This window comes from Pseudomonas sp. GB2N2, assembly GCF_054897705.1.
This window is the reverse complement of the sequence record NZ_CM142701.1, coordinates 5346240-5373103: the sequence shown is the minus strand read 5'-3', so window position 1 is coordinate 5373103 and position 26864 is coordinate 5346240. Positions and strand designations below refer to the sequence as shown.

The following is a 26864-nucleotide window of genomic DNA, read 5'->3' as shown; positions in this document are numbered from 1 at the left end:
GCCGGGGCTAAATCAAGGTTTCCAACGAATCTTTTGCAAAAAATAACGGAACCCTTGGATCGTGCCTAAACTCCAAATTGCGCGGCTGGAACAATAACCGGCCCACTGGCGCCAGATCGGGCCAGACCCTGTCCATTGGTATGCACATAAAGAGAACAAAGCTATGAAACGGATTCTTCTCGGTACTCTCTTCACCGTTGTATCCCTCAACGCTATGGCGCAAGCGCCAGGCGGCCCGGATTGCGGTTGGGGCAACATGCTGTTCGAAGGTCAGCGTGGCACCCCGGCTCACTTCCTGGCATCCACCACCAACGGCACTTCCGGCAACGCAACCTTCGGTATGACCTCCGGTACCAACGGTTGCTCGACTAATGCGTCGCTGACCTATGGCGGCAAATCCTGGTTTGCCATGAATGGCATGATGAACGAGCTGTCCGAAGACATGGCTAAAGGTAACGGCGAAGCGCTGACTACCTACGCTGTGGTACTGGGCGTGGCGCCGGAAGACCGCGCGCACTTCGCCGCCGTGACCCACGAGCACTTCCAGCAGATCTTCAGCAAAGCTGACGTGACCGCAGAAGATGTGCATACCAACACCCTGGCCGTTCTCAAGAGCGATCCGCGTCTGGCCAAGTACGCTACTCAAGCTTAAGCTCCACCCCGCCCGTTCCTTTCGAGGAGCGGGTTTTATTTTTTCAACCTGATCCTTTTTGGCCCGCTCCCTTGGGTCTTTCTTTCGAACTTCTAAGTTGCCCACTATGCTCAAACGCCTTGCCTGGCTGGCGCTCTGTGTCTGCGCCCCGCTGTCCGCCGCGCCTCACGTCGACAATCAACGTTTGCAGCAACTGGCCAACGATCCCTTCTGGATTTCCCTCGGTCATTACGAAACCGCCAAGCTCGGCGGCTGGCGCAGCTATGTCAGCGACAAGAAATTCTTCCTCGCGCCCGACGGTAATGAACATCCCGACCATGAACTGGCGGCCACCGTGCAAGCGCTGTACGCCCCCGCCAGTGTCGGCGAAAAACACGCCCAGTGTGTCTACCCGGCGCGTACTCGCTGGCTCAAGGCACAACTCGATCTGACCGATCTGCCGGCGCTGGACTGCGCTGAATTCAAGCAATGGTTCAAGGATGTCTCGCCCCACAGCGCGGTGATGATTTTCCCGGCAGCCTATTTGAACAGTCCGTCCTCGATGTTCGGCCACACCTTGCTGCGTATCGATCAGGCAGATGTGCAGAGCGACAAGACTGCTTTGCTCAGCTACGCGATCAACTTCGGTGCCTACATCGAAGGTTCGGACAACAGCATTCTGTACGCCTGGAAAGGCTTGATGGGCGGCTATCCGGGCCTGTTTGCGCTGGTGCCGTATCAGGAAAAACTCTCGGAATACCGCAGCCTCGAAAACCGTGACCTGTGGGAATACCGCTTGAACCTGACCCAGCAGGAAACCGAGCGCATGGTCGAGCACGTCTGGGAACTCAAGCAGATCCAGTTCGACTATTTCTTCTTCGACGAAAACTGCTCTTATCGCCTGCTGGAACTGCTGCAAGTGGCACGCCCAAGCCTGCGCCTGACCGAACAGTTCCCGCTGACCGCGATTCCCACCGACACCGTGAAAGCCGTGAAAGAAGCCGGTTTGGTGGAATCCATTGCATACCGGCCTTCCCGCGAGCGTGAGCTTCTGAGCCGCGCCGAACCGCTGAACCCGGAAGAACAGCAGTGGGTACTGAAAATCAGCGCTGATCAGAAGCACTTGCAGGAACCGGCGTTCAAGGCGCAACCGCGTGAGCGTCAGGCGCTGATCATCGATGCGGCTTATCGACTCGAACGCTACCGCGCCAATGGCCAGGAACGCGACCCGCAACGGGCCCAGCGCAGTTTCGAATTGCTGCGCGCGATCAATCAGAACCCGGCGCCGGAGCTGGACATCCCGCAACCGGGCCTCCCCGAAGATGGCCATGAATCCCGCACCTGGCAGGCCGGCATCGGCACTCGCGGTGACGAGGCTTTCGGTGAGTATGGCTTGCGCATGGCCTATCACGACCTCAACGACAACGCGGAAAGCTTTCCCCTCGGCGCGCAGATCGAAATTTTGCAGATGAAACTGCGCCAGTACGAAGGTAATCATTGGCAGCTGCAGCAACTGGACCTGGCGACCATTCGTTCGCTGACGCCACGTAATGAGCTGTTGCAGCCGCTGTCGTGGCAGGTGACGGGCGGCCTTGAGCGCGTGCCGGGCAAGCATGACGATGAGACTCTGGTCAGCCACGTCAATGGCGGTGCTGGCGGCACGTGGCAATTGAGTGACGATATGCTCGGTTTTGCCCTGGGCACCGTGCGCGTGGAGCACAACAATGACTTCGCCGTATTTGTTGCGCCGGCGGCGGGATTTAACAGTGGCGTGCTGTGGAAAAACCCGCTGGGCAACTTCAGTCTGGAGACCAAGGGCGACTTCTTCACCAATGGTGAAGTGCGCCGTAGCATGAGTCTGAATCAGCAGTGGGAATTGTCGCGCAATTTGGGTTTACGCCTGAGTGCCCAGCGCGAATTCAGCCACGTCGCCTCACCCGAAAACGAAGTGATGCTTGAGGTGAAGTGGTATCACTACTAACGCCAACAGATTAATCACACACCTTTCACAGGCGCCTCACGAATCCACTCCTAGACTTCACCCATAGGCCGTCAAACGGCCGGGAGTTCGAGATGTGGCGTTGTGTGACGATGGTCGCAGTGTTGCTGATGTGCGCGGGTTGCCAGACCACTCACGAAGATCTGATTGCCAAAGGTTATCCACCGGCGTTCGCCGACGGCTTCGATGACGGCTGCAGCAGCGGTCGCCAGGCCGCCGGGGCGATCACCGGCGAGTTTCGCAAGAACGTCCCCCGCTACCTCAAGGACAAGCCATACGCTGAAGGCTGGAGCGATGGCTTCCGCCAGTGTCAGGCCATGCGCGAAAGCGAGGACCGCGACGACTATCGCAGCCATCACTGGGACGAGCGCGAAAAAGCCTGGCAGCAACAGAAAGACCAGGACACCGCCCGTGCGTTTCGCGCGCAATGAGTCCGAGGCAGACATCCATCGAAACTAAAAGCCTGTGACCATGGCCCAAACCCTATTACGGGAGGACACCATGAGCCGCGCTTTCGTCAATGAAGATAACGCCGCCGCGCAAGCCGATCAGCCTGTCGAACGCCAGGTCAGCGCGCAGCCTAATTACGTCACACCCACCGGGTTGGCCCAGCTACAGGCGAAAGTCGCTGAGTTGCACCTGCTGCACAGCGAACAATCAGCCATGGGCGAACTGGTGGACAAGCAGCGCCAGGCTGACCTTGAACGGGATTTGCGCTACTTCAATCAGCGCCTGCAAAGCGCTCAGGTCGTGACCGCGGCCGATTCAACTACGAAAGTGCAGATTGGCAGTTGGGTGACGTTCGCTGACGAACACGGTGCCGAGCAAACCGTGCAATTGGTGGGCGAGGATCAGGCGGATGCGGCGGTGGGTTTGATCAATTGGGGGTCACCGTTGGGGCGGGCATTGCTGGGCGCGCAGATAGGGGATGAGGTGATGTGGAAGCGGCCCGTGGGGGATTTGGTGATTGAGGTTTTGGGCATAGAAAAGGGTTGATGCTGAAGACGCCTTCGTCGGAACGCCGCCCGGAGGAGGCTCACTCCTACAGTTGGAACGCATTCCCTTGTGGGAGTGAGCCTGCTCGCGATGGGCGCAACTCGGTCTCACTGAACAACACCAAAAAAAACGGAGCCCCCAAAGGCTCCGTTTTTTCATGCAACCGACCCCAAATCAGGCCAGTTTCTTGTGCCGTACACGATGCGGCTGGGCAGCCGCTTCGCCGAGGCGCTTCCTGCGATCGGCTTCGTATTCGGTGTAGTTGCCTTCGAAGAACACCGCTTGCGAGTCGTCTTCGTACGCCAGGATGTGAGTCGCGACGCGGTCAAGGAACCACCGATCGTGAGAGATCACAATCGCGGCGCCCGGGAAGTCCAGCAAGGCTTCTTCGAGGGAACGCAGGGTTTCAACGTCGAGGTCGTTGGACGGTTCATCGAGCAGCAAAACATTGCCGCCCTCTTTCAGGGTCAGGGCCAGGTGCAAGCGACCACGCTCACCACCGGACAGGTCCTTGACGAACTTCTGCTGATCGCCGCCCTTGAAGTTGAAACGACCGACATAGGTGCGCGACGGAATCTCGTAGTTGCCGATGCGGATCTGGTCGGAACCGTCGGAGATTTGCTGGAACACAGTCTTGCTGCCATCCAGGTCTTCGCGGCTCTGATCGACGCACGCCAGTTGCACGGTTTCGCCGACTTCGATGCTGCCCGAATCCGGTTGTTCCTTGCCCATCAACATGCGGAACAGAGTCGACTTACCGGCACCGTTGCCGCCGATAACGCCAACGATGGCGCCTTTTGGCATGGAGAACGACAGGTTGTCGATCAGCACGCGATCGCCGTAGCCCTTGGTGACGTTCTTGAATTCGATGACCTTGTCACCCAGGCGGGGACCGGCCGGGATGTAGATTTCGTTGGTTTCCGAACGCTTCTGGAATTCCTGCGACTGCATCTCTTCGAAGCGTTGCAGACGAGCCTTGGATTTCGACTGGCGGGCCTTGGCGCCTTTGCGCACCCACTCCAGTTCTTCCTTCATGGCTTTTTCGTGGGCCGACTGCTGCTTGGATTCGGCAGCGAGACGATCGGACTTGGCTTCCAGCCAACCCGAATAGTTGCCCTCGTAAGGAATGCCCGCGCCGCGGTCGAGTTCCAGAATCCAGCCAGCGACGTTATCCAGGAAGTACCGGTCGTGCGTGATCGCAACCACGGTGCCCGGGAAGTCGTGGAGGAAATGCTCCAGCCAGGCGACGGAATCGGCGTCCAGGTGGTTGGTCGGCTCGTCGAGCAGCAGCATGTCCGGCGCAGACAGCAGCAGGCGGCACAGGGCCACACGACGCTTTTCACCACCGGAGAGGAATTCGACCTTGGCATCCCAGGCCGGCAGACGCAGCGCATCGGCGGCGACTTCCAGCTGACGCTCCAGGTTATGACCGTCGCTCGCCTGCAGGATGGCTTCGAGCTTGGCCTGTTCAGCGGCCAGCTTGTCGAAGTCGGCATCTTCTTCAGCGTAAGCCGCGTAGACCTCGTCCAGGCGCGCCTGGGCGTTCTTGATCACGCTGACCGCTTCCTCGACCACTTCACGCACGGTCTTGGTTGGATCGAGAATCGGTTCCTGTGGCAGGTAGCCGATGTTCAGCTCCGGCATAGGACGGGCTTCGCCCTCGAACTCGGTGTCGACGCCGGCCATGATTTTCAGCAGCGTGGATTTACCCGAACCGTTGAGGCCGAGCACGCCGATCTTGGCGCCAGGGAAGAAGGACAGCGAAATGTTTTTCAGGATTTCCCGCTTCGGCGGAACAATTTTGCCCAGCCGATGCATGGTGAAGACGTATTGAGCCATGGAGAACCTTGGGTCAGTGACAGATGAATGATTGGAGCGCGGGCGATGCCCGGCCAGGCCGTGCGCGTCGACGATTGATAGGGATCAATGCTGCGCGCTGAAAAAACCTGATTCTAGGAGCTGGAACGCTCCCGCGTAACCGGCAAAGTTACCTTATTGACAGAAGGCAGTCCAGCCGGGAGGGGCTGGCACTTTGCCACAACTCAAGGCATGCTAGCCGCCCTCCGGGCGTCCGGCTTATAGTGCACGTCGCGCCAGTCCAGCCAAACCGCAGGATTCCAGTTTGTCCAATGTCTCGCCGCCCCTGACCAGCCGTGCAGCCCCCATTGCACCCGGCTCCCCCCTGCGCGGAACTTTCAAAGGCGCGCTGGCGATACTCGTGCTGTTGCTGCTCGCCCTGCTGTTCTGGCAGTTGCTGGACCAGCTCCGCGAGACGCAGAAAAGCCAGCGCCAGTACACCATCGACTACACCGCCGACCTGGCCGCGCAAGTCAGCCTGAACATGGCGCTGAACGCGCAAATCGCGCTTAACCTGCTACCGATCGTCGAACAGCCGCAGAGCGCCGACGAACAGCGGGATCTGGTGCGCAAACTGCAACATTCCCTGCCCGACCTGCTGAGCCTGGCGCTGTTGAGCCCGTCCGGCAAAATGCTCAGCGACAGTGCCGACGACAGCACTGACGCCGACTACCTCATTGAGCTGGTGCGTCACAGCCGTGCCCAGGCTCACTACTTCAGCAACGCCGATAACGGTTCGATGGTCTACCTGCTGCTGCATCAAGCCAGTGGCAGCACTCGTGGGTACTGGGCCCTGCGTCTGAAGCCGAGCTTTTTCTCGTCGCTGACCAAGCAGAACGAGACCGGACTCCGTCCGATGTGGCTGGTGGAAAACCGCTTCAATCACCAAGTCATCAGCCGCGATGAATCACTGCCGTCGGCCAAGCCAGGCGGGCTGTCCGAGGACGATGTCGCCAACAGCGTGCTGACGGTTCCCCTGAGCAGCAGCGACTGGCAATTGCGCGGCCTCTTCGACCGCCAGCGCGTGATCGAAGAACTGCTGCCAGCGTTTATCGGCAAATGCCTGCTGGGGCTGGCGATCTCGCTGCTGCCGCTGATTGCGCTGCTGAACATCCGTCGCCGCCAGCGCCAAGTCACCGAAGGTCGCCGGCGTTACAAGGATATTTTCGAAGGCACCGGCGTCGCGCTGTGTGTGCTCGATGTATCGGGCCTCAAAAACGTGTTCGATAAGGCCCGGTTGCACAACAGCGAACAACTGCGGGAATGGCTGGCGTCAGACGAGCAGCGGCATCAGTTGTTGCAAGAACTGCGCGTCACCGAAGTCAACCAGGTTGCCCTGCAACTGCTCAACGTCAATACCTGCGAACAGGCCTGGAAACTGCTGATCGACGGCAATCCGCTGGAAGGCCCCGCCATCGGCAATCAAGTGCTGGAAGCGGTGCTCAACCAGCAGAAACAGCTTGAGCTGGAGATCAAGCTGCCGGACGCCAACGGCCGCGACCAGCACCTGTGGCTGGTGCTGCGCCTGCCTGAAGATCACGCCGACTATAAAGCGGTGATCCTCAGCATCAGCGACATCACCAGTCGCAAGCTCATCGAACTGTCGCTGCTAGAGCGAGAAGGCTTCTGGTCCGACGTGGTGCGCACGGTGCCGGATCATCTGTACGTGCAGGACGTGATCAGCCAACGCATGATTTTCAGCAACCACCACCTGGGCCAGACACTCGGTTACAACCGCACCGAACTGCATCAGATGGGCGAATACTTCTGGGAAATCCTCCTGAACCCCGAAGATGCCGACTTTTACCACCGCTCGCGCCAAGCCCAGCGCCAGACGGGCTACGCCCAATTGCTGCAATGCCAGCTGCGCTTCCGTCACCGGAACGGCAAATGGCGGCGTTTCGACATTCGTGAACAGGCTTTGGCGCGGGACAAGCATGACCAGGTCACGCGGATCATCGGCGTGGCCAAGGACATCACCGAACAGATCGAGGCCAGCGAGTCCCTGCGCGACAGCGAGCAGCGTTACCGGATGCTCGCCGAAAGCATCAGCGACGTGATTTTCTCCACCGACAGCAAGCTTTCGCTCAACTACGTCAGCCCGTCGGTGCAAGCCGTGCTGGGTTACGACGCCGACTGGATCTTCCAGAACGGCTGGCAGACGACCATTGCCAACCCGCAGCAATTGTCCGGCATCCACAGCCTGATGGACCGCGTCAGCAAAGCGCTGGATAAACCGGATCAATTAGCGCTGTTGCGCAGTCAGGTGCAGACCCAGCTTTTCTTGTTCGACTGCCTGCGGGCCGACGGGCGCAAGATTCCCATAGAGTTGCGGCTGGTGCTGGTCTGGGACGAGCACGGTGCGTTCGAAGGCGTACTCGGCGTCGGCCGCGACATCAGCCAGCAGCGCCGCGCCGAAAAAGACCTGCGCATGGCAGCCACGGTATTCGAACACTCGACGTCGGCGATCCTGATCACCGACCCGGCGGGCTACATCGTTCAGGCCAACGAAGCCTTCAGTCGCGTCAGCGGTTATGCCGTGGAGCAAGTGCTCGACCAGTTGCCAAACATGCTGACCGTCGACGAGCAACAGGAAGCGCACCTGCGTTATGTGCTCAAGCAATTGAATCAGCACAGCACCTGGGAAGGCGAGGTCTGGCTCAAGCGCCGTAACGGCGAGCATTACCCGGCCTGGGTCGGCATCACGGCGGTGCTCGACGACGAAGGCGATCTGGCCAGTTATGTGTGTTTCTTCAGTGACATCAGCGAGCGCAAAGCCAGTGAACAACGGATTCACCGCCTCGCCTATTACGACGCCCTGACCCACCTGCCCAACCGCACGTTGTTCCAGGATCGCCTGCACACCGCACTGCAATCGGCGGAGCGGCAGAAATCCTGGGTGGTGCTGATGTTCCTCGACCTCGACCGTTTCAAGCCGATCAACGACTCTCTGGGCCACGCCGCCGGCGATCGGATGCTCAAGGAAATGGCCACGCGCCTGCTCGGTTGCGTCGACGATGACGACACCGTGGCGCGCATGGGCGGCGATGAATTCACTTTGCTCCTGCAACCGCGGATCAATCGGGAAATCGCCCTGAACCGAGCGATTCATGTGGCGGAGCAGATCCTTGCCAGCCTGGTCAAACCGTTCGTGCTCGAAGGTCGCGAGTTCTTCGTCACCGCCAGTATCGGCATCGCCCTGAGCCCGCAGGACGGCAACGAACTCAGCCAGTTGATGAAAAACGCCGACACCGCGATGTACCACGCCAAGGAACGCGGCAAGAACAACTTCCAGTTCTACCAGGCGGACATGAACGCCAGCGCCCTGGAGCGTCTGGAGCTGGAAAGCGACTTGCGCCATGCGTTGGAACAGGACGAATTCGTCCTGTACTACCAGCCGCAATTCAGCGGCGACGGCAAGCGCCTGACCGGTGCCGAAGCGTTACTGCGCTGGCGTCATCCGCGCCGCGGCCTGGTGCCGCCAGCGGATTTCATTCCGGTGCTCGAAGAGCTTGGGCTGGTGGTGGATGTCGGCGACTGGGTACTGACCGAAGCCTGCCGTCAGCTCAAGACCTGGCACCAGGCCAAAGTACGCGTACCGAAGGTGTCGGTGAACATCTCGGCCCGGCAGTTCTCCGACGGCCAGTTGGGCACGCGGATCGCCACCATCCTCAAGGAAACCGGGCTGCCGCCGGCGTGCCTGGAACTGGAGTTGACCGAAAGTATCCTGATGCGCGAAGTCAGCGAGGCGATGCAGATTCTGGCCGGCTTGAAAAACCTCGGCCTGAGCATTGCGGTCGATGACTTCGGCACCGGTTATTCGTCGCTCAACTACCTCAAGCAATTTCCGATCGACGTGCTGAAAATCGACCGCACTTTTGTCGACGGTTTGCCCTCGGGTGAGCAGGACGCGCAGATTGCCCGGGCGATTATCGCCATGGCCCACAGCCTCAATCTGGCGGTGATCGCCGAGGGTGTGGAAACCCATGAGCAGCTCGACTTCCTGCGCGAGCATGGTTGCGATGAGGTTCAGGGGTATCTGTTCGGGCGTCCGATGCCGGCGGCGGGGTTTGAAGCGCAGTTCAGCAATGATGCGCTCTTCATGTTCGATTGATTGAAGCTGACAGCTTCAATCAATCGAACATGAAAAGAGCTGCAAGCTTCAAGTGGCAAGCTACAAGTAAGAGCAAATCGGCTTTTGCCTGGGGCTTGCTGCTTGAAGCCCGCTTATCCACAACCTGACTGCGTTTCATATCCCTTCTAAAAGCGGTTGGGTTAGAATGCCCCCCTTTTCTGCCCCGATCCTTGAGGACCGCCATGTTCAGCCGTGATTTGACTATTGCCAAGTACGACGCCGATCTCTTTGCCGCCATGGAGCAAGAAGCTCAGCGCCAGGAAGAGCACATTGAGCTGATCGCTTCGGAAAACTACACCAGCCCTGCGGTGATGGAAGCTCAAGGCTCGGTACTGACCAACAAGTACGCCGAAGGCTATCCGGGCAAGCGCTACTACGGTGGTTGCGAGTTCGTCGACATCGTTGAACAGCTGGCCATCGACCGTGCAAAAGAACTGTTCGGCGCCGATTATGCCAACGTTCAGCCGCACGCCGGTTCGCAAGCCAACAGCGCCGTTTACCTGGCCCTGCTGTCGGCTGGCGACACCATCCTGGGCATGAGCCTGGCCCACGGCGGTCACCTGACCCACGGCGCCAGCGTTTCCTCCTCCGGCAAGCTGTACAACGCCGTTCAGTACGGCATCGACGCCAATGGCCTGATCGACTACGACGAAGTCGAGCGCCTGGCCGTTGAGCACAAGCCAAAAATGATCGTGGCCGGTTTCTCTGCCTATTCGCAGATCCTCGACTTCCCGCGCTTTCGCGAGATCGCTGACAAGGTTGGCGCTTATCTCTTTGTGGATATGGCTCACGTTGCGGGGCTGGTCGCCGCTGGCGTCTACCCGAACCCGGTGCCATTCGCTGACGTCGTGACCACCACCACGCACAAGACCCTGCGCGGTCCACGTGGCGGCCTGATCCTGGCTCGCGCCAACGCCGACATCGAGAAGAAGCTGAACTCCGCCGTTTTCCCGGGCGCCCAGGGCGGCCCGCTGGAGCACGTGATCGCGGCCAAGGCGATCTGCTTCAAGGAAGCGCTGCAGCCTGAGTTCAAGACCTACCAGCAGCAAGTGGTGAAAAACGCCAAGGCCATGGCCGGCGTGTTCATCGAGCGCGGTTTTGACGTGGTGTCCGGCGGTACTGAAAACCACCTGTTCCTGTTGTCGCTGATCAAGCAGGAAATCTCCGGTAAAGACGCCGACGCTGCTCTGGGCAAAGCATTCATCACCGTGAACAAGAACTCCGTGCCAAACGATCCACGCTCCCCGTTCGTCACCTCCGGCCTGCGCTTCGGCACACCGGCTGTGACCACTCGCGGCTTCAAGGAAGCAGAGTGCAAGGAACTGGCCGGCTGGATCTGCGACATCCTGGCGGACCTGAACAACGAAGCGGTGATCGACGCCGTGCGTGAGAAGGTCAAGGCCGTCTGCAAGAAGCTGCCGGTGTACGGCGCTTAATCAGCCCGCTTAACCGCAGCTACAAAAAACCGGCCAGTGATGGCCGGTTTTTTTCGTCCAGGGTTTGTGTCGCTCAGCCAGCCTTCGGTTTTGCGAACTCCAGCGACAAGACATCAGGCAAACCGCTATCCACGGCGTGTAGCAGTGCCTGACCCACACCCGTGATCCCGAGCATCAGGCCCAGATCGGGAATGGTGTGCTCATCCAGGAAGTTTTCCTTGAAGAAATTGTGAGCAACTTGGGAGAGCGCACGCTTTACCTTCGCAACGCCCTGCTCATCGCGCCTGTCGCGATAAAGTGTGAGCAGGCACATCAGATTACCGAAATCGCCATGGCACAGGCTGAAACCAGACCCGAGTCCCTGTTCCCACAAATGGCGCTCACAGCGCTCGGCATCCTGCACAAGTACCGCTCGGGTTTCGACGTCCAGCGCCTCCTTCATCGTGTGAGTCAGCCAACGTCGAGATAGGAGAATACCGCCGTCGCCATGGCACCACTTTGTAAGGTACTCAGACTGCGCATTTTCCCGCAGGTCGAGCCAGAAACCATCGGTCGAGTGGCGATTTTCCGCCCGCAACCACTGAGCAATCAGCTCGGCGAGCAGCGGATCTTTCGTGACCTCCCACGCTTTGCCGATTGCCTGCAACACTCCGGAAATGCCATGAGAAAAACCGGTCCAAAGCGGCTGCCCCGTTGCCTTGAGCCGCAGCGTTCCGTCGTCCAGCGTCAGTGCCGATTGTATGGCTTTCGAGAATTTTTCGATCAGGGGAAGCAATGTCTCGCGCTTGCCGAGTTGGTAGAGATTGACCAAAACGGTCAAAGCGCCACACCAGCCTTGAATGAAATCGAATTCATCGCCCTCGCGTGGAAAATGCGCCAGTTTCAACAACAGCTCTTCGACGGTCGCCTGATAGGTCTGGCGGCCAGTCATGAGCTCATAATTGACCAACACATATAAGTAAGATGTGAGACCGAAATACGCACTGACCGCCAGTTTGTTTGGGAAATGCTCTTGGGATCGACTGATCTCAAACAGGATTCGCTCGGCCTCATCCCGGTGGCGCGTCGCCCCACTGACCCGGAACAGACTCAGGTAGAAAAGCGCGAGCCCGCCCTTTCCGTTGTACAAGCTATTGCCCATGTACGTTATGAAATGCCGCTTGGTTCGTGGATGCGTATCCATGAACGTCCAGCCGACATCGCCCTCCTCGCCGTCTATGCGGTTTTTTTCAATGACCTCGGCAATGCGCATGGCGCCGTCGAGATACTGCGCGCGGCCAAGCTCAGGTGCGGCTTCAAGGTGATGACTTCGATCGAGTGGCAAGCATTCGCTGGCGCTGGGGAACAGACACGCCTGCAATATATGGATCTGAAACGCTTTGTCTTTGGGCGACAGTGTTTCCAGCTTGCGACGGCAGCTATCAATTGGGCGCTCGATAGGCAAAAGCGCAACGGGTTGACCCAGTGCGTTGAGCAAATGGCTGGACAGCAAAGGCTGAGTGAAACAGGGGAAATTGGCACTCTTCAGCTGGTTGATCTCATGGCTTGGAATCTCGTACTCATCAAGCGTGTCGCCCAGATCAGACCAAAGTGTTGCCAACAACAATTCATGCTGGGTCTGGCATTGAGTAAATCGCGGGTGAGTCATCATCCCGATAAAATCGGAGTAACGTCGGGTATTTTTGACCAGCACCCGGGTTTTCAGAACGTCGGCATGCTTTTCCAGCAATTCAAGAACCACGACGCGGTGGTTCATTATTTCATCGTAACCCTGCTCGAAACCTTGGAAAAACGCGTCTTTGTGGTCCTCGACCGAATACGACTCACCTTCAAAAATGGGCCGGTGTTGCATTAGCGGACGCTCGTCGATGGTATGCGGCTTCAAGCGATAGAAACCTTGCTCACGTACAAGTTTTTGGGTGTTGGCGACAAACTGCCGCTGAGGGCTTAAGCCACTTCGGTCGTCGTCTGAATCCGCTGAATTAGGCACAAATCCTGTAGCAAATACTGACCTGCTGTTGAGTTTGATGATTTTGAAAAGTGCACGACCATGGGGTAAATCGATCCTCACGTCGACCATGGCCGACGTGAACAGGCATTCCAGATCGATCATTACCGGGCTGCTGCCGCACGCAATGATATTTTCATAGTGGAAGTCGATACCGTTCAATGCATGGATCACTGCGACCTGTGCCCCAAGGCGTTGAAAGAAGAGCAACAGCTCACTTTCTGATTCGCAGGGCACGTTTTCGATTTTTTCAATCCAGCAGTGGCTGTCCGATGAAACCATAAGGGGTGCGTAAACGGTGAAGCAGTGGTTGGCGGTATGCGTGCGCAATTGTTCCAGCAATGCATTGTAAAACAACGCTTCACGATTGCTTCTTGGCTTAAAAACCAGTTCCTGACTGCCGACCCGCACGCAGCACACAGTTTCACCGTTGGCATGCGCATCTCCGAGCCCCAGGGAGATTCCCCCGACACGCCTTTCGCACAATGTGAAAGTGCTCTGGAGACGGTGAAAATCCTCGGCGAAACAATTGAGGATTTTGTACAGGTACATCACAGTACTTTCAATCCGCTCTATCAATAAACGTGTCAGTACCGGATACGCAATCAGAAAGTGTGCCAGACCTGCACCCGCCAGTTCCTGATCGAAAGTTTGCGGCTCCAGCTCAGCGCCGTCCGCGATCCGGCTGTTCAATTGATGAACCAATGACTTCTCTGCCAGACTTCTAACCAGCGAGATCAAGTGGGAGCGAATGCTTGGCAAAAATGCATTTGCATCTATCCAGTTACTGATAGAACTGTACTTTAGATCATTTTCAAAAACATGCTTAAAAAAAACATACCAGCGGCAATAAAACTTGCCAAATGTAACGCTCGGCGGATTACATGCCATTGGCAAAGAGACAATATGTGTGATTTTCACTTCAAGCGCATCCGTCACCGGATCGGTTTTAGCTTCGGCTTGTGATAAAGCATCGCGATAATTTTCCAGTAACGTTTGACGACCGACACCAAAGTAACGCTGAAGAGCTTTATCGTCCTTGTGTAAAAAATCGATCATTTTTCTCAGCGTGTCATATTCCTGTGACGTTGATGCGCTCATTATGTTTTCCCGACTGTCAGAAGATCGGCCAATTGCTTGATACTTGGGAGAAACAAGGCGGTCCGAGGCCCGCCTCGTATTGTTACGGGAGGCAGCAGCCGAATGTACAGCCTAAGGTCGAGCAACTAAGAGTGGACTCACAACCGATCTCCGCAGCAACAATGGTATTACCAGAATCTACATACGACTGGAAGTCAGCGCCAAACTCACCGGACAGATCCATGATTAGCTCTTGCATGGTGTATCTCCTGATAGAAGTATTAATCGCCTTGGGTGGCGAGGTGCAAAACTATCATCAGCCAATCAAAATCACGCCCCTTTAACCAAATCAAAATGTAAGCAATCTCACTGCCTGTCTGCAGTAACCCCACTCGTAGCGTGCAGGCAATTGTTCCAACGATGCCCATGAAGCTTACGAACTCATATACGTTTACAACCTGCCAGCAACCTCTCGCCCGTTCCCGACAGAGCAAACTAGTAAGGCTTCCGTAATTATCAAATCAACTACCGATGAAATATTCGATCACCAATCAACTTCCTGCTGCAGCAACACGACTGATAGTTTACTCACCCGCCGAACAGCATCGGCACCGAACAACAACCAACGGAATGGATAATATGTTTGTGGACCCTGAACGCTCTTTTGTCGCAACCATGACAACTAACTACGGCAACTTGCACATCCCTCAACTCACTTATGGAGGACGCACTCGCATCAAGGTATTCGATTATGAACCATTTTCGTTCGAGTCTACTTTCGACGTCTCAAATTATCTATGCGCGAGAAAAGAGCCAACACCGGAACAACTCAAATTTTACTTCCATTGTTTTGACAACCACCATTACGCCATCTACCTGACCACCAAAGGTCCTTACTTTTTTCATTCATTAAGCAACGAAGACAACGACTTCATCGGTGCGTTTAAAGTTGAAGACGCGTCGACACTCTACAACCTGGCCACCCCGCAAGGACTCATCACCACGCTTGAGCACTTCGACCACGACAACCCCACTATCAGGATCAAGACCAACGAAGGTTCCACCCTCAGTGTGCGAGGTACCACCAGGGTGGGCCACCTTGTCTGCACCTCCAACAAAAGCAAGCAGCCAGTGGACTTCAAACTCAACATCCTGAGCCGCGGATTGTACGAGGCCGATAGGTAAACAAACATGACGCCGGACTATGGGAAGCCTTTTCTCCTACAGGGTCCAAAGTCTTAAACTTGATAGGTGCTACCGGTGCAGTCATAAACCTTGATCATATAAAAAAGGATGTGACGAAGATTCATCTACCAGTCAAAGACTCCGGTTGGTGCATCACCATAAAAGCCATGACTCTCACTACAATTACATCGCTGATTTGGGTGGAGTGCCGATGACTTTCGATCTGCACATTCAGCAAAGAAACGCCCCGAACCTTGGCTACCTTGGCGAGGTGTGACGGACATACTTCTAGTGCACCGGGCGACGACGAGCGTGTCTCGCCCATTCTTTCAAAGGTGGCGAATGGCTCAAGACCGGACCATTCGGAGCCACTGGTAAGACCGGTCAAGCCAATGCCCGAATTTTCGCTTGCGTCACCATCGAAACCCCGCCTAGACTGCGCCTGCACTGGACATACCGGTAAGACCACAATAATTAAGTCCTGAATCTGATGCGCCTTGCGCTCGGCAGCCAGGGCACCGACCAGGATTCCTCCCATGCTCAGATGGTGCTCGCGTTCAATCTTCCTTCAAGTGGTTCTCGGACTGGTGCTCGGCATCGTCTGCGGGCTGACCCTTCCCGAATACTCCGCCCAGCTCAAACCCCTCGGCGACGGCTTCATCAAACTGATCAAGATGCTCATCGGCCTGATCGTGTTCTGCGTGGTGGTCAGCGGTATCAGCGGCGCCGGCGACCTGAAAAAGGTCGGTCGCATCGGCCTCAAATCGGTCATCTACTTTGAAGTGCTGACCACCATCGCCTTGGTGATTGGCCTGCTGTTCGCTTTCAGCACCGGCATCGGCAGCGGCGCGAACATCCATCTGGAGCAGCTGTCCGCCGCCGACATGGGCGATATCGCCCAGCGCGGCCAGCACATGCACACCACCACGCAATTCCTGATGGACCTGATTCCGACGTCGGTCATCGGTGCTTTTGCCGACAACAACATCCTGCAAGTGCTGCTGTTTTCCGTGCTGTTCGGCAGCGCGCTCAATCTGGTGGGTGAAGCGGCCTCCGGCATTTCCCGGTTGATCAACGAACTCAGCCATGTGATTTTCCGCATCATGGGCATGATCGTGCGCCTGGCGCCGATTGGTGTGTTCGGCGCGATTGCCTTCACCACCAGCAAATATGGCCTGGATTCGCTGCAACACCTGGGCAGTCTGGTCGGCCTGTTCTACCTGACCTGCATGGCGTTCGTGTCGCTGATTCTCGGTCTGGTGATGCGCCTGTCCGGCTTGCGAATGTGGCCGCTGCTCAAATACTTGCGCGAAGAACTGATGATCGTCATGGGCACCGCTTCGTCCGATGCCGTGCTGCCACAAATCATGCGCAAGCTTGAGCACCTGGGCATCGGCAGCTCGACGGTCGGCCTGGTGATTCCAACCGGTTACTCGTTCAACCTCGACGGCTTTTCCATCTACCTGACCCTTGCGATCGTGTTCATCGCCAATGCCACCGGCACACCGTTGGCCATGACTGATTTGCTGACGATTCTGCTGGTGTCGCTGATCACCTCCAAAGGTGCCCATGGTATTCCCGGCTCGGCGCTGGTGATTCTGGCGGCAACGCTGACCGCGATCCCGGCGATCCCGGTGGTCGGTCTGGTGCTGGTGCTGGCGGTGGACTGGTTCATGGGCATCGGCCGCGCGCTGACCAACCTGATCGGTAACTGCGTCGCTACCGTGGCCATCGCTCGCTGGGAGAAGGACATCGATATACAGCGCGCAAACAAGGTGCTTTCCGGTCAGGCGGGTTATACCTTCCAGCCGAGAAAACCGGTGGCCCCCGCGCACCAGCAGGAATTTTAAACAACGTGTGCCCGCTTACGAGGCGGGCACATTTATCGAGACCTGGAGCAAACCGTGATTACCACGTCAACCGTCGTCAATTCAGTGGTAGAAAAACTTCGCGCCGCGCTGGCCCGCGGCCAGTGGCGTTCGGGGGAGATGCTACCGGGGCAGCGCGAGCTGGCCGAGCAACTGGGCATCAGCCGCCCGAGTCTGCGCGAAGCTGTGATAGTGCTGGAAACCCTCGGCCTTGTGCGCTCGATGCCGGGCAAAGGCGTGGTGGTGCTGGACGCGAATCTTACTGACAGCCAAAGCCATGACAGCGCGGTCGCCAACGCCAGCCTCGAAGACGTGCTGCAACTTCGCTACACCCTCGAACCGTTTATCGTCGGTCTGGTCGCGCAATCGATCAGCAGCAAGGAAGTCGGGCAACTGCGCCTGACCCTGATGGACATGCGCGAAGCGCTCGACGCCAACGACAGCGAAGCCGGGGTCAACGCTTACATTGCCTTCCACGAAGAACTGTTCACGCTGACCTCAAACCCGATTTTCCAGAGCGTGGTGCAGCAAACCAGCAACGCCCTCAAGCAAAGCGCCGAGGTGCTGCGCAATTCGCCCGAGCATCTGGCCGAACGCCTTGAAGAAAACGAAGCCGTGGTGCGCGCGATCCGCAGCAAGAACAGCGCTCAGGCCAGCGCCGAGATGCGTCGACACATTCTTCGCGAAGGTCAACGGATGGGCATCGAACTGAACATCCCGGACGACCACCTCGGCAGTTAAACCTCTTGGAACCGGAGACAGGCCATGAACAGCTTCGCTTCACCGCAGACTCTTGTTGCCCTGCCCTATCCCGCGCAGACGGATGATCTGTGTTCGCGCGTCTTCGACGCCATTCTCGAGCAACGCCTTCATGCGGGCAGTCGTTTTACTGAGGAGAGCCTGGCGCAGATGTTCAATGTTCGACGCAGTGACATGCGTGGTGTGCTGACGCAACTGTCACATCAGCAGGTCATCGTGTTGCGCACGCATCATCGTCCTCGCGTCGCACTGCTCGATTGCGAGCAGATCCAGCAGACGCTGCATGCGCGGCGACTGGCCGAAACTACAGTGGTGCGACTGGCGTGTCAGCGGGCTCGACCGCGGGATCTCGAATGTCTGCGTGGGTTGATTGAAAGCGAGCGCCGATGCACCGCGCGTGGCGCGGCGATTCGGTTGGCGGGGGCCTTTCATTTGCAGTTGGCGGAAATGGCGGGGAATACACCGTTGGCGCATTTTCTTGGGAGTTTGGTGCCGCTGACTTCGCTGGCGATTGCGCAGTTTGATGTGCGGGTGGTGGGCTATTGCGATTGGCAGGTTCACGAAGAGATTTTGATTTCAGTTCAACGTGGCGATGCCCTGAAGGCCGAGGCATTGCTGCACCAGCATTTGAATCGTATTGAAAGCGAATTGCTGAACTCGAGATCGATTCCGGGCCAAAATCTCGCTGCCGGTTAGTCCGCCATCGCGGGCAAGCCCGCGATGGGGTCAGCACTGACGCTACACATTTCAGCCCGCCGCCACCCGCGCAAATCCCTTACGAATCTCCTCTTCCGGTAAATCATCGGCGATGAACACGATCACACTTTCGCGCGTTTCATCGTCTGCCCACTCCGTATCCCAATCGAACCCGTACAACTTCAGCACGCCCTGAAACACCATGCGCCGTGGCTCACCGAGAATGCTCAGCACCCCTTTGTAGCGCAGCAGTTGCTTGCCATGGTCTTCCAGCAATTCGTTCATGAACTCGCTGAGCTTGTCGATATCAAGCGGCTTGTCAGTGCGCAGCACCAGGCTCGAAATGCGGTCGATAGAGGGCGCCTTGCTCACCGGGCGCAAACTCACGCCGCCACCGAGGTCGGCATTGAGATTGAAGCCACGCACGTCGAGCAATTCCGCCAGATCGATCTGGCCGTGCTCGACCACGCGAATCGGCGCGCGACGGTTGATGCGCGTCAAGCGTTCGCTCAACGCAGTAAACGTCGGCTCGTCCACCAGATCGCGTTTGCTCACCAGTAAACGGTCTGCGAAACCGATCTGCGCCTGGGCGATGGTTTGGGTCAGGTGCACATCGGCATGAGCGGCATCGACCAAAGTAATGATGCCGTCGAGGATGTAACGCTCGCGCAACTCCTCGTCGATGAAAAAGGTTTGCGCCACCGGTGCCGGATCAGCCAGGCCAGTACATTCGATCACCAGCCGGTCGAAGGCGATTTCGCCGCTGTCCAGGCGCTCGAGCAACAGATAAAGCGCTTTGGTCAGGTCGGTGTGGATAGTGCAGCAGACGCAACCGTTGGACAGCGTCATCACTTGCACCGGTTCGTCACCCAACAGTTGGGTGTCAATGCCGGCATCGCTGAATTCGTTTTCGATCACGGCGATTTTCAGGCCGTGCTCGGCTTTGAGCAGGTGGCGCAACAACGTGGTCTTGCCGGCGCCGAGGAAGCCGCTGAGGATCGTGACCGGGATGGGTGTGAACAAAAAAATCTCCTAAAAAACTGTAGAAGCGAGCTTGCTCGCTCCTACAAGGTCAACAGCACTTCGGCCCACCCTTGCCACCGTAGCGGGCTTCCTGACGTTCTCGGAAGAACATCTCGTAGCTCATCATCGGCTTGTCCGGGTGTTTGGTCTGCATGTGTTCGACGTAAGTGTCGTAGTCAGGCATGCCGACCATCAGGCGCGCGGCCTGACCGAGGTATTTACCGAGGCGACTCAGATCATTGAACATGCTGCATCCCTCGATTACGCGTCTGGCAGTGCCTGGAATGGCGCTTCTTTATCCGTACGTTCTTTTTGACCCCAGGCGGCAATGCCGACCTTGAGCGCATAGAACAGGATGCTGAAGACCACGAACAGGAACAGCGCGGTGAGTGTTGCGTTGGTGTAGGCATTGAAAATCACGTGTTGCATTTGAGTGATGTCCTTGGCCGGGGCGAGGATCTGACCGTTGGCCAGTGCATCGCTGTATTTTTTCGCCAGCGCCAGGAAGCCGATCGCCGGGTTGGCGTCGAACAGCTTGATGAAACCGGCAGTCGTAGTGCAGATCAGCAGCCATACCGCAGGCAGCATGGTGACCCAGACATAGCGTTGGCGTTTCATTTTGATCAGCACGACAGTGCCGAGCATCAGCGCGATACCGGCCAGCATCTGGTTGGAGATACCGAACAGTGGCCACAAGGTGTTGATGCCACCCAGCGGATCGATCACGCCTTGGTACAGCAACCAGCCCCACATCGCTACACAACCGGCGGTGGCGATCAGGTTGGCGGTCCAGGATTCGGTGCGTTTAAGCGCCGGCACGAAGGAACCGAGCAAGTCCTGAAGCATGAAGCGTCCGGCACGGGTGCCGGCATCGACCGCCGTCAGGATGAACAGCGCTTCGAACAGGATCGCGAAGTGGTACCAGAACGCCATGGTGTTTTCACCTGGCAGCACACTGTGCAGGATCTGCGCGATACCGACCGCCAAGGTTGGCGCACCACCGGCGCGGGCCAGGATGGTGGTTTCACCGATGTCCTTGGCCACCGCTTGCAGGGCTTCCGGGGTAATTGCAAAGCCCCAGCTGGTGACGGTCTGCGCCACGGTGACCACGTCACCGCCGACGACGGCGGCCGGGCTGTTCATGGCGAAATACACACCCGGCTCGATGACCGAAGCGGCAACCATCGCCATGATCGCCACAAACGACTCCATCAACATGGCGCCGTAGCCGATGTAGCGGGAGTTCACCTCGTTATCCAACAGTTTCGGCGTGGTGCCCGAAGAGATCAGCGCGTGGAAACCCGAGACCGCGCCACAGGCGATGGTGATGAACAGGAACGGGAACAGACCGCCCTTCCACACCGGGCCAGTACCGTCGGTGAACTGGGTCAATGCCGGCATTTTCAGCTCGGGCATGGTGACCAGAATCCCGATCGCCAGGGCAATGATGGTGCCGATTTTCAGGAAGGTCGACAGGTAGTCACGCGGCGCCAGAATCAGCCACACCGGCAACGAGGCGGCCACAAAACCGTAACCGACCAGCATCCACGTAATCTGCACGCCCGTGAAACTGAACGCCTTGGCCCAGACCGGATCGGCGGCAATCTGCCCACCCAGCCAGATCGAACCGAGCAGCAGCAACACGCCGACCACAGAGATTTCACCGATGCGGCCCGGGCGGATGTAGCGCATGTAGATGCCCATGAACATCGCGATCGGAATGGTCGCCATCACCGTGAAAATGCCCCACGGACTTTCGGCCAGGGCTTTCACCACGATCAGCGCCAGCACCGCGAGGATGATGATCATGATCAGAAAGCAGCCAAACAGCGCGATGGTGCCGGGGATCTGGCCCATTTCTTCACGAACCATATCGCCCAGGGACCGGCCGTTGCGGCGGGTGGACATGAACAGGACCATGAAGTCCTGAACCGCACCGGCCAGCACCACCCCGGCGATCAGCCACAGCGTGCCGGGCAGATAACCCATCTGCGCCGCCAATACCGGGCCGACCAGCGGACCTGCGCCAGCGATGGCGGCGAAGTGGTGACCGAAGAGGATGTGTTTGTTGGTGGGGACGTAGTCCAGACCATCGTTGTTGAGCACGGCGGGAGTGGCCCGTCGAGAATCGAGCTGCATCACGTTGTTAGCGATGAACAGACTGTAATAACGGTACGCAACCAGATAAATGGCCACGGCAGCGACCACGATCCACAAGGCGTTGATTGCCTCGCCTCGGCGCAATGCCACTACGCCAAGGGCGCACGCTCCTACGATTGCCAGCAGCAGCCAGGGTAGATGGCGGAGCAGGCTATTATTATTTTTCATTTTTTTAATTCCAGCCAGGGTGGACAAGAAAGACAGCCACCCCGAGTTTAGCTCTCCTGACGGCAAAGGCCATACCCCGACATTGGTCTAGCCGCTTGCACTGGCTGGCAGGCATTAACAATGCGGGTCTATAGTCAGCGAACATTCAGAGGATTACGCCATGAGCGAACACCCTGCCGATCGTCGCCGCTTCAAACGTATTGCGTTCGATGCCCAAACCGAGCTGAGCCAGGGACCGTTCATCTGGCCGGTCAAGCTGGTTGATTTATCGCTCAAGGGATTGCTGATCGAGCGGCCCGAGCCTTGGCTGGGCGATCGGACAAAGGTGTTTGCCGTCGACATTCATCTGAGTGATGAGATCGACATCAAGATGGACGTGCAGTTGACGCATGACGATCGCGGCCAGCTCGGCTTTGTTTGCCGCTATATCAGCCTCGAATCCATAGAGCGTTTGCGGCGGTTGATCGAGCTTAATCTGGGGGATCAGGAAGAGCTGGAGCGCGAGTTGGGGGCATTGATCGAAGTCTGAAAGACCACGCCGTCCCAATGTGGGAGCGAGCCTGCTCGCGAATGCGGTGTGTCAGGCAGCCTTTGTTTTGACTGGTACACCGCTTTCGCGAGCAGGCTCGCTCCCACAGGGACAGTGATTACTCGAACAATGCGTCGAGTGCCTGCTCCAGGCGCGTCACTGCAATAATCTGCAACCCCGGCGGTGCTTCCTTAGGCGCATTGCCCTTCGGCACGATGGCCCGCTTGAAGCCGTGCTTGGCGGCTTCCTTCAAACGCTCCTGACCGCTGGGCACCGGGCGCACCTCGCCAGACAAACCGACTTCACCAAACACCAGCAGATCATGGGGCAACGGCCGGTTGCGCAAACTGGACATCACCGCCGCCATCAGCGCCAGGTCGGACGCGGTTTCCAGCACTTTCACCCCGCCCACCACGTTGAGGAACACGTCCTGGTCATGGGTCGGAATGCCGCCGTGACGGTGCAATACTGCCAGCAACATCGCCAGACGGTTCTGATCCAGCCCCAGCGTGACCCGCCGCGGATTGGCCAGATGGCTGTCATCCACCAGTGCCTGGACTTCCACCAACATCGGCCGAGTCCCTTCCCACGTCGCCATGACCACACTGCCCGGTACTTCTTCCTGGGCACGGGTGAGAAAAATCGCCGATGGGTTGGAGACTTCCTTCAAGCCCTTGTCCGTCATGCCGAACACGCCCAACTCGTTGACCGCGCCGAAGCGGTTCTTCACCGCCCGCAGAAGACGCAGGCGCCCATCGGACTCGCCCTCGAAATACAGCACGGTGTCGACCATGTGTTCCAGCACGCGCGGCCCGGCCAATGCGCCCTCCTTGGTCACGTGACCGACCAGGAAAATCGCCGTGCCGCTCTGCTTGGCGTAGCGCACCAGCAAAGCCGCACTCTCCCGAACCTGAGACACGCCGCCCGGCGCCGATTGAAGTTGCTCGGTGAAAATTGTCTGGATCGAGTCGATGACCATGACCTTGGGTTTTTCCACCCGGGCGGTGGCGATGATGGTTTCGATGCAGGTTTCGGTCATGACCCGCAGTTGATCCTGCGGTAACCCCAGACGGCGGGCGCGCATGGCGACCTGCTGTTGGGACTCTTCGCCGGTGACGTACAGCGCCGGCATGCTCTTGGCGAGGTTGCACAAGGTTTGCAGGAGGATGGTCGATTTGCCGATGCCGGGGTCACCGCCGATCAACACCACCGAGCCATCCACCAAACCACCACCCAACACTCGATCGAGTTCGCTGGAGGCGGTGGAAAACCGCGGAATTTCTTCGACGCTGACTTCAGCCAGGGTCCTGATCTGCGCCTGCTGACCCGTCCAGCCGGTTCGACCGCTGGGCGCTGCGGCACCGCCGCTCTCAACCATGGTTTCGGTCAAAGTGTTCCAGGCTCCGCACTCCCCGCACTGGCCGGCCCACTTGGGGAACGTTGAACCGCACTCGGTGCAGCCGTACATGCGTTTGGCCTTGGCCATCTTAACTCCCGGCAAAAAAGTGCGATGATAACCCAGCTGGAATTGATCGGCGTGAAACGGTTGCCTTATTAAGGTATGCCGGGGCAAAAGTCCTAGAAAAGTAAAACAACACGCGCCAACTCAAAAACCTGTACAACTTTTATCTGAAATGAACAGTATCGAGTCCACGCTGCACACTAAAAATTGTACAACCCTTTCTTATTGCAAATCAGAACGTACAGTTTCAACTTATCCATCAACAAACCAATTGCCGACTTAACTACCCACTTCTCCGACATTTAGAGCTGATACTTAAAACAACCATCGTTATGAATTCAATGAAACACCCTTCTGACGAATATTATGCGCATCAAACTGTAAAGTTCATTTAACAGAACTGCAGTCAGCCCCTCTTACCTCAACGACGTTCCGTGCAAAACTTTTTGCGCCTCATCAGGTCGACTGCACGGCAAGCATCGTAAGCAGGTGTTTCAAGCAGGATGCTTCCTGCTGATTTACACTGCGTTACCAACCTCATCTGTAACAAGGAAATAACCTATGGGCGTGATCAGTGAATTCAAGGCCTTCGCGGTCAAAGGCAACGTGGTCGACATGGCCGTCGGTATCATCATCGGGGCCGCCTTCGGCAAGATCGTTTCGTCATTTGTGGGTGACGTGGTCATGCCACCCATCGGCCTGCTGATCGGCGGGGTGGATTTCAGTGATCTGGCCATCACGCTCAAGGCAGCCACTGCTGAAGGCCCCGCCGTGGTGATGGCGTACGGCAAATTCATCCAGAGCATGATTGATTTCGTCATCGTCGCATTCGCCATCTTCATGGGCGTCAAAGCCATCAACCGCTTGAAGCGCGAAGAAGCCGTAGCGCCAACCCTGCCGGCTGTTCCGACCAAGGAAGAAGAGCTGTTGGGCGAGATTCGCGATCTGTTGAAGGCCCAGAATAATCAGCCAGAGTGACCTGATTCACTCGAAAAAGGCGCCTTATGGGCGCCGTTTTTTTACCAGTAATTTTCTACCGCTACCTGCCCGGGACGTCGACTGAGGCTCAGGTGCATGTCGCGCTGTTTCAGCAGTGCGCGCGTGTCCTCGATCATCTGCGGATTACCGCAGAGCATGACCCGCGAATGCTCGGCCGTCAGGGCCACGCCCGCCACGCTCTCCAGTTCTCCATTGTCTATCAGCGTCGTGATCCGGCCATTCAAGGTGCCCGGATGTTCCTCCCGCGTGACGGTGGCGATGAACTGAAATTTGTGTGCGTATTCAGCCAGGTAGTCTCGTTCAGCCAACTCCGCGATCAGCGTCTGATACGCCAGCTCCTGAGGTTCACGCACGCTGTAGACCAGGATGATTCGTTCGAATTTCTCCCAGACCTCGAAGTCCTGCAGGATCGACAAAAACGGTGCCACGCCGGTGCCTGTGGATAACAACCAGAGGTCACGCCCGTCCACGAAACGGTCAAGCGTCAGGTATCCAAAGGCCTGACGGTCGACGAGCAATGTGTCGCCAACGCCCAGCCGACTCAGCTCACTGGTGAATTCGCCCCCCGGGACCACAATCGAAAAGAACTCCAGAAACTCGTCATGAGGTGAAGAGACCATGGAATAGGCACGCCACACCGTGCTCCCATCCGGCTTGGTGACCCCTAGCCGGGCGAACTGCCCGGCACGAAAACGAAATCCAGAATCCCGAGTTGTGCGCAGGGTAAACAGGTTCGGGGTCAACGACTGGACCTCGATCAGGGCCTGGCGGGTAAATTTTTCTGCGCTGGCGGTCATGGGGCGCTCCATTGAACAAGTGGCTCCAGTGTCCCGCAAAGTGGCCGTGTTAAACACCGACGGTTTGTAATGCCTTTGATTTTCCATTATCGACCCGAATCATTTCAATGCATCGCCATTATTAGAGCCATTACTCAATTGCTCTAACCACGGGTATTGAATTAATACCCACATATCATTTATTAGAACCAATATTTAATTTTTAAGGTCTCGGTAAAGCCAAAAATTCTCACTTCGCCGTAGGAATCATCCTACACTTCACACCGTGTCGGATCTTGGATCCAAATGACGCCCCAAGAGACCTGAGCTATGGAGACGCCTGATGGAACGATGGAAGGAGTTACAACTTACCCAACTGTCGAATACGACGGATATAGATAACGCGTATCGGGTTGCACTTGGATTTGCGAAAAACATCGGGTTTAAATTTTTCGCGTTTTCAACTACTTATAAAGCCGAAGACAACCAGTCCAAAACGGTCCGCCACAACAATTACCCCGCTGAGTGGAACATCGAATATGACCGAAAAAATTTACGTACCGTAGATCCAGTAGTAGCTCATTGCAATCAATCAACGACGCCGGTTCTGTGGAGGCAACAGCTGTTTTCAGAGATTCCTTCGTTGTGGGAAGCCCTTAAGGCGCAGGGATTGCAGCACGGGTGGTCACAATCGTTGCATGATGAGGAAAGCGGCCTGTGCAGCATTCTGAGTCTGGCCAGGACTCATTGCGAGGTCACGGCATGGGAGCTCTATGAAAATCTTGGCTTCTCAGTGTTCATGTGCCGTCATCTTCATGCACTGATTGCGCAATCACTGCCCAAGCCGAGATCGTCTTCCCGCCTGACTCCACGGGAAATCGCTGTGCTAGAACTGGCAGCAACGGGCAAGACCGCCGAGCAAAGTGCCAGGATTCTTAACCTCAGCCCCCGTACCGTGCATTTCCACACGCAAAGCTGCATAGAGAAACTCGGAGTCTGCAATAAAATTTCGGCGATTATTGCTGCCATCAAGGCCGGCTACATCAGCAGCGCCTCGATTCGCTGACCGGTTAAAACCCACAAGTAATCCAAAAGAA

At 57.2% G+C, this 26864-nt stretch carries 21 protein-coding genes; 13 read left to right on the top strand and 8 right to left on the bottom strand.

The annotated features are described in order from the left end of the window. Window positions 1-163 precede the first annotated feature (163 nt). From ACYZT4_RS24915 to ACYZT4_RS24900, 4 genes are all read left to right on the top strand, one after another. A complete protein-coding gene (locus ACYZT4_RS24915; RefSeq protein ID WP_041065261.1) occupies window positions 164-652 on the top strand; it encodes a DUF3015 domain-containing protein in 489 nt (162 codons plus the stop codon). A 106-nt stretch (window positions 653-758) separates the two neighbouring features. Continuing rightward, window positions 759-2612: an Lnb N-terminal periplasmic domain-containing protein gene (locus ACYZT4_RS24910; protein WP_461983556.1), complete on the top strand. Its 1854-nt coding sequence runs from the start codon at window positions 759-761 to the stop codon at window positions 2610-2612. Window positions 2613-2704: 92 nt separating this feature from the next. Next, a complete protein-coding gene (locus tag ACYZT4_RS24905) occupies window positions 2705-3061 on the top strand; it encodes a hypothetical protein (protein ID WP_461983555.1) in 357 nt (118 codons plus the stop codon). Between the two features lie 70 nt (window positions 3062-3131). After that, window positions 3132-3626, top strand: a complete 495-nt coding sequence (locus ACYZT4_RS24900; RefSeq protein ID WP_461983553.1) for a GreA/GreB family elongation factor — start codon at window positions 3132-3134, stop codon at window positions 3624-3626. A 174-nt stretch (window positions 3627-3800) separates the two neighbouring features. Here the strand turns inward: ACYZT4_RS24900 and ettA are convergent, their stop codons facing one another. After that, window positions 3801-5465, bottom strand: a complete 1665-nt coding sequence (ettA, locus tag ACYZT4_RS24895) for an energy-dependent translational throttle protein EttA (protein ID WP_461983551.1) — start codon at window positions 5463-5465, stop codon at window positions 3801-3803. A gap of 283 nt (window positions 5466-5748) precedes the next feature. Between ettA and ACYZT4_RS24890 the strand changes: the two genes are divergently transcribed. Then, the gene (locus ACYZT4_RS24890) at window positions 5749-9597 is read left to right on the top strand and encodes a sensor domain-containing protein (protein WP_461983549.1); all 3849 of its coding nucleotides are present in this window, start codon (window positions 5749-5751) and stop codon (window positions 9595-9597) included. Window positions 9598-9800: 203 nt separating this feature from the next. Then, window positions 9801-11054 carry a serine hydroxymethyltransferase gene (gene glyA, locus ACYZT4_RS24885; RefSeq protein ID WP_461983547.1) on the top strand — a complete coding sequence of 418 codons (1254 nt, stop codon included), beginning with the start codon at window positions 9801-9803 and terminating at the stop codon, window positions 11052-11054. Window positions 11055-11127: 73 nt separating this feature from the next. Here the strand turns inward: glyA and lanM are convergent, their stop codons facing one another. After that, window positions 11128-14163 carry a type 2 lanthipeptide synthetase LanM gene (gene lanM, locus ACYZT4_RS24880; protein WP_461983545.1) on the bottom strand — a complete coding sequence of 1012 codons (3036 nt, stop codon included), beginning with the start codon at window positions 14161-14163 and terminating at the stop codon, window positions 11128-11130. 510 nt (window positions 14164-14673) lie between these two features. On the opposite strand from lanM, the gene ACYZT4_RS24875 reads away from it, so the two are divergent. Next, window positions 14674-15327 carry a hypothetical protein gene (locus tag ACYZT4_RS24875; RefSeq protein ID WP_461983543.1) on the top strand — a complete coding sequence of 218 codons (654 nt, stop codon included), beginning with the start codon at window positions 14674-14676 and terminating at the stop codon, window positions 15325-15327. 121 nt (window positions 15328-15448) lie between these two features. On the opposite strand, the gene ACYZT4_RS24870 is transcribed toward ACYZT4_RS24875, so the two are convergent. Continuing rightward, complete coding sequence (locus ACYZT4_RS24870; RefSeq protein ID WP_461983541.1) at window positions 15449-15865, bottom strand: hypothetical protein; 417 nt, start codon at window positions 15863-15865, stop codon at window positions 15449-15451. On the opposite strand from ACYZT4_RS24870, the gene ACYZT4_RS24865 reads away from it, so the two are divergent. The 3 genes from ACYZT4_RS24865 to ACYZT4_RS24855 are packed head-to-tail and all read left to right on the top strand — an operon-like array spanning window position 15864 to window position 18650. After that, window positions 15864-17177 (top strand): C4-dicarboxylate transporter DctA, encoded by a 1314-nt coding sequence (locus ACYZT4_RS24865; protein WP_461983540.1) that lies wholly within the window; start codon window positions 15864-15866, stop codon window positions 17175-17177. The two genes, ACYZT4_RS24870 and ACYZT4_RS24865, sit on opposite strands and share 2 nt — an antisense overlap. 54 nt (window positions 17178-17231) lie before the next feature. Continuing rightward, window positions 17232-17936: a FadR/GntR family transcriptional regulator gene (locus ACYZT4_RS24860; RefSeq protein WP_461983539.1), complete on the top strand. Its 705-nt coding sequence runs from the start codon at window positions 17232-17234 to the stop codon at window positions 17934-17936. Window positions 17937-17960: 24 nt separating this feature from the next. Next, complete coding sequence (locus ACYZT4_RS24855; protein ID WP_461983537.1) at window positions 17961-18650, top strand: GntR family transcriptional regulator; 690 nt, start codon at window positions 17961-17963, stop codon at window positions 18648-18650. A gap of 51 nt (window positions 18651-18701) precedes the next feature. On the opposite strand, the gene yjiA is transcribed toward ACYZT4_RS24855, so the two are convergent. Genes yjiA through ACYZT4_RS24840 form a run of 3 tightly spaced genes read right to left on the bottom strand, consistent with a single transcriptional unit; the run spans window position 18702 to window position 22001 of the window. Then, complete coding sequence (gene yjiA / locus ACYZT4_RS24850) at window positions 18702-19673, bottom strand: GTPase (RefSeq protein WP_461983536.1); 972 nt, start codon at window positions 19671-19673, stop codon at window positions 18702-18704. A gap of 49 nt (window positions 19674-19722) precedes the next feature. Next, window positions 19723-19920, bottom strand: a complete 198-nt coding sequence (locus ACYZT4_RS24845) for a YbdD/YjiX family protein (protein ID WP_201228575.1) — start codon at window positions 19918-19920, stop codon at window positions 19723-19725. A gap of 14 nt (window positions 19921-19934) precedes the next feature. Beyond that, window positions 19935-22001: a carbon starvation CstA family protein gene (locus ACYZT4_RS24840; protein WP_461983534.1), complete on the bottom strand. Its 2067-nt coding sequence runs from the start codon at window positions 21999-22001 to the stop codon at window positions 19935-19937. 160 nt (window positions 22002-22161) lie between these two features. Between ACYZT4_RS24840 and ACYZT4_RS24835 the strand changes: the two genes are divergently transcribed. Further along, on the top strand, window positions 22162-22530 hold the full coding sequence (locus ACYZT4_RS24835) for a PilZ domain-containing protein (protein WP_461983533.1): 369 nt from the start codon (window positions 22162-22164) through the stop codon (window positions 22528-22530). A 118-nt stretch (window positions 22531-22648) separates the two neighbouring features. On the opposite strand, the gene radA is transcribed toward ACYZT4_RS24835, so the two are convergent. Then, window positions 22649-24016, bottom strand: coding sequence for a DNA repair protein RadA (gene radA / locus ACYZT4_RS24830; RefSeq protein WP_150710938.1), 1368 nt, complete (start codon window positions 24014-24016; stop codon window positions 22649-22651). A 537-nt stretch (window positions 24017-24553) separates the two neighbouring features. On the opposite strand from radA, the gene mscL reads away from it, so the two are divergent. Further along, window positions 24554-24970 carry a large-conductance mechanosensitive channel protein MscL gene (gene mscL, locus ACYZT4_RS24825; protein WP_461983531.1) on the top strand — a complete coding sequence of 139 codons (417 nt, stop codon included), beginning with the start codon at window positions 24554-24556 and terminating at the stop codon, window positions 24968-24970. Between the two features lie 41 nt (window positions 24971-25011). Here mscL and ACYZT4_RS24820 read toward each other — a convergent pair whose 3' ends face one another. Continuing rightward, on the bottom strand, window positions 25012-25788 hold the full coding sequence (locus ACYZT4_RS24820) for a ferredoxin--NADP reductase (RefSeq protein ID WP_461983529.1): 777 nt from the start codon (window positions 25786-25788) through the stop codon (window positions 25012-25014). A gap of 322 nt (window positions 25789-26110) precedes the next feature. Here ACYZT4_RS24820 and ACYZT4_RS24815 point away from each other — a divergent pair, with 322 nt between their 5' ends. Further along, on the top strand, window positions 26111-26833 hold the full coding sequence (locus tag ACYZT4_RS24815; RefSeq protein ID WP_461983527.1) for a helix-turn-helix transcriptional regulator: 723 nt from the start codon (window positions 26111-26113) through the stop codon (window positions 26831-26833). Window positions 26834-26864 lie beyond the last annotated feature (31 nt).

Coding starts and splice junctions, on each gene's coding strand:
- ACYZT4_RS24915 (WP_041065261.1), top strand. CDS start 164: ATGAAACGGATTCTTCTCGGTACTCTCTTCACCGTTGTATCCCTCAAC.
- ACYZT4_RS24910 (WP_461983556.1), top strand. CDS start 759: ATGCTCAAACGCCTTGCCTGGCTGGCGCTCTGTGTCTGCGCCCCGCTG.
- ACYZT4_RS24905 (WP_461983555.1), top strand. CDS start 2,705: ATGTGGCGTTGTGTGACGATGGTCGCAGTGTTGCTGATGTGCGCGGGT.
- ACYZT4_RS24900 (WP_461983553.1), top strand. CDS start 3,132: ATGAGCCGCGCTTTCGTCAATGAAGATAACGCCGCCGCGCAAGCCGAT.
- ettA (WP_461983551.1), bottom strand. CDS start 5,465: ATGGCTCAATACGTCTTCACCATGCATCGGCTGGGCAAAATTGTTCCG.
- glyA (WP_461983547.1), top strand. CDS start 9,801: ATGTTCAGCCGTGATTTGACTATTGCCAAGTACGACGCCGATCTCTTT.
- lanM (WP_461983545.1), bottom strand. CDS start 14,163: ATGAGCGCATCAACGTCACAGGAATATGACACGCTGAGAAAAATGATC.
- ACYZT4_RS24875 (WP_461983543.1), top strand. CDS start 14,674: ATGAAATATTCGATCACCAATCAACTTCCTGCTGCAGCAACACGACTG.
- ACYZT4_RS24865 (WP_461983540.1), top strand. CDS start 15,864: ATGCTCAGATGGTGCTCGCGTTCAATCTTCCTTCAAGTGGTTCTCGGA.
- ACYZT4_RS24870 (WP_461983541.1), bottom strand. CDS start 15,865: ATGGGAGGAATCCTGGTCGGTGCCCTGGCTGCCGAGCGCAAGGCGCAT.
- ACYZT4_RS24855 (WP_461983537.1), top strand. CDS start 17,961: ATGAACAGCTTCGCTTCACCGCAGACTCTTGTTGCCCTGCCCTATCCC.
- ACYZT4_RS24845 (WP_201228575.1), bottom strand. CDS start 19,920: ATGTTCAATGATCTGAGTCGCCTCGGTAAATACCTCGGTCAGGCCGCG.
- ACYZT4_RS24840 (WP_461983534.1), bottom strand. CDS start 22,001: ATGAAAAATAATAATAGCCTGCTCCGCCATCTACCCTGGCTGCTGCTG.
- ACYZT4_RS24835 (WP_461983533.1), top strand. CDS start 22,162: ATGAGCGAACACCCTGCCGATCGTCGCCGCTTCAAACGTATTGCGTTC.
- radA (WP_150710938.1), bottom strand. CDS start 24,016: ATGGCCAAGGCCAAACGCATGTACGGCTGCACCGAGTGCGGTTCAACG.
- mscL (WP_461983531.1), top strand. CDS start 24,554: ATGGGCGTGATCAGTGAATTCAAGGCCTTCGCGGTCAAAGGCAACGTG.
- ACYZT4_RS24820 (WP_461983529.1), bottom strand. CDS start 25,788: ATGACCGCCAGCGCAGAAAAATTTACCCGCCAGGCCCTGATCGAGGTC.
- ACYZT4_RS24815 (WP_461983527.1), top strand. CDS start 26,111: ATGGAACGATGGAAGGAGTTACAACTTACCCAACTGTCGAATACGACG.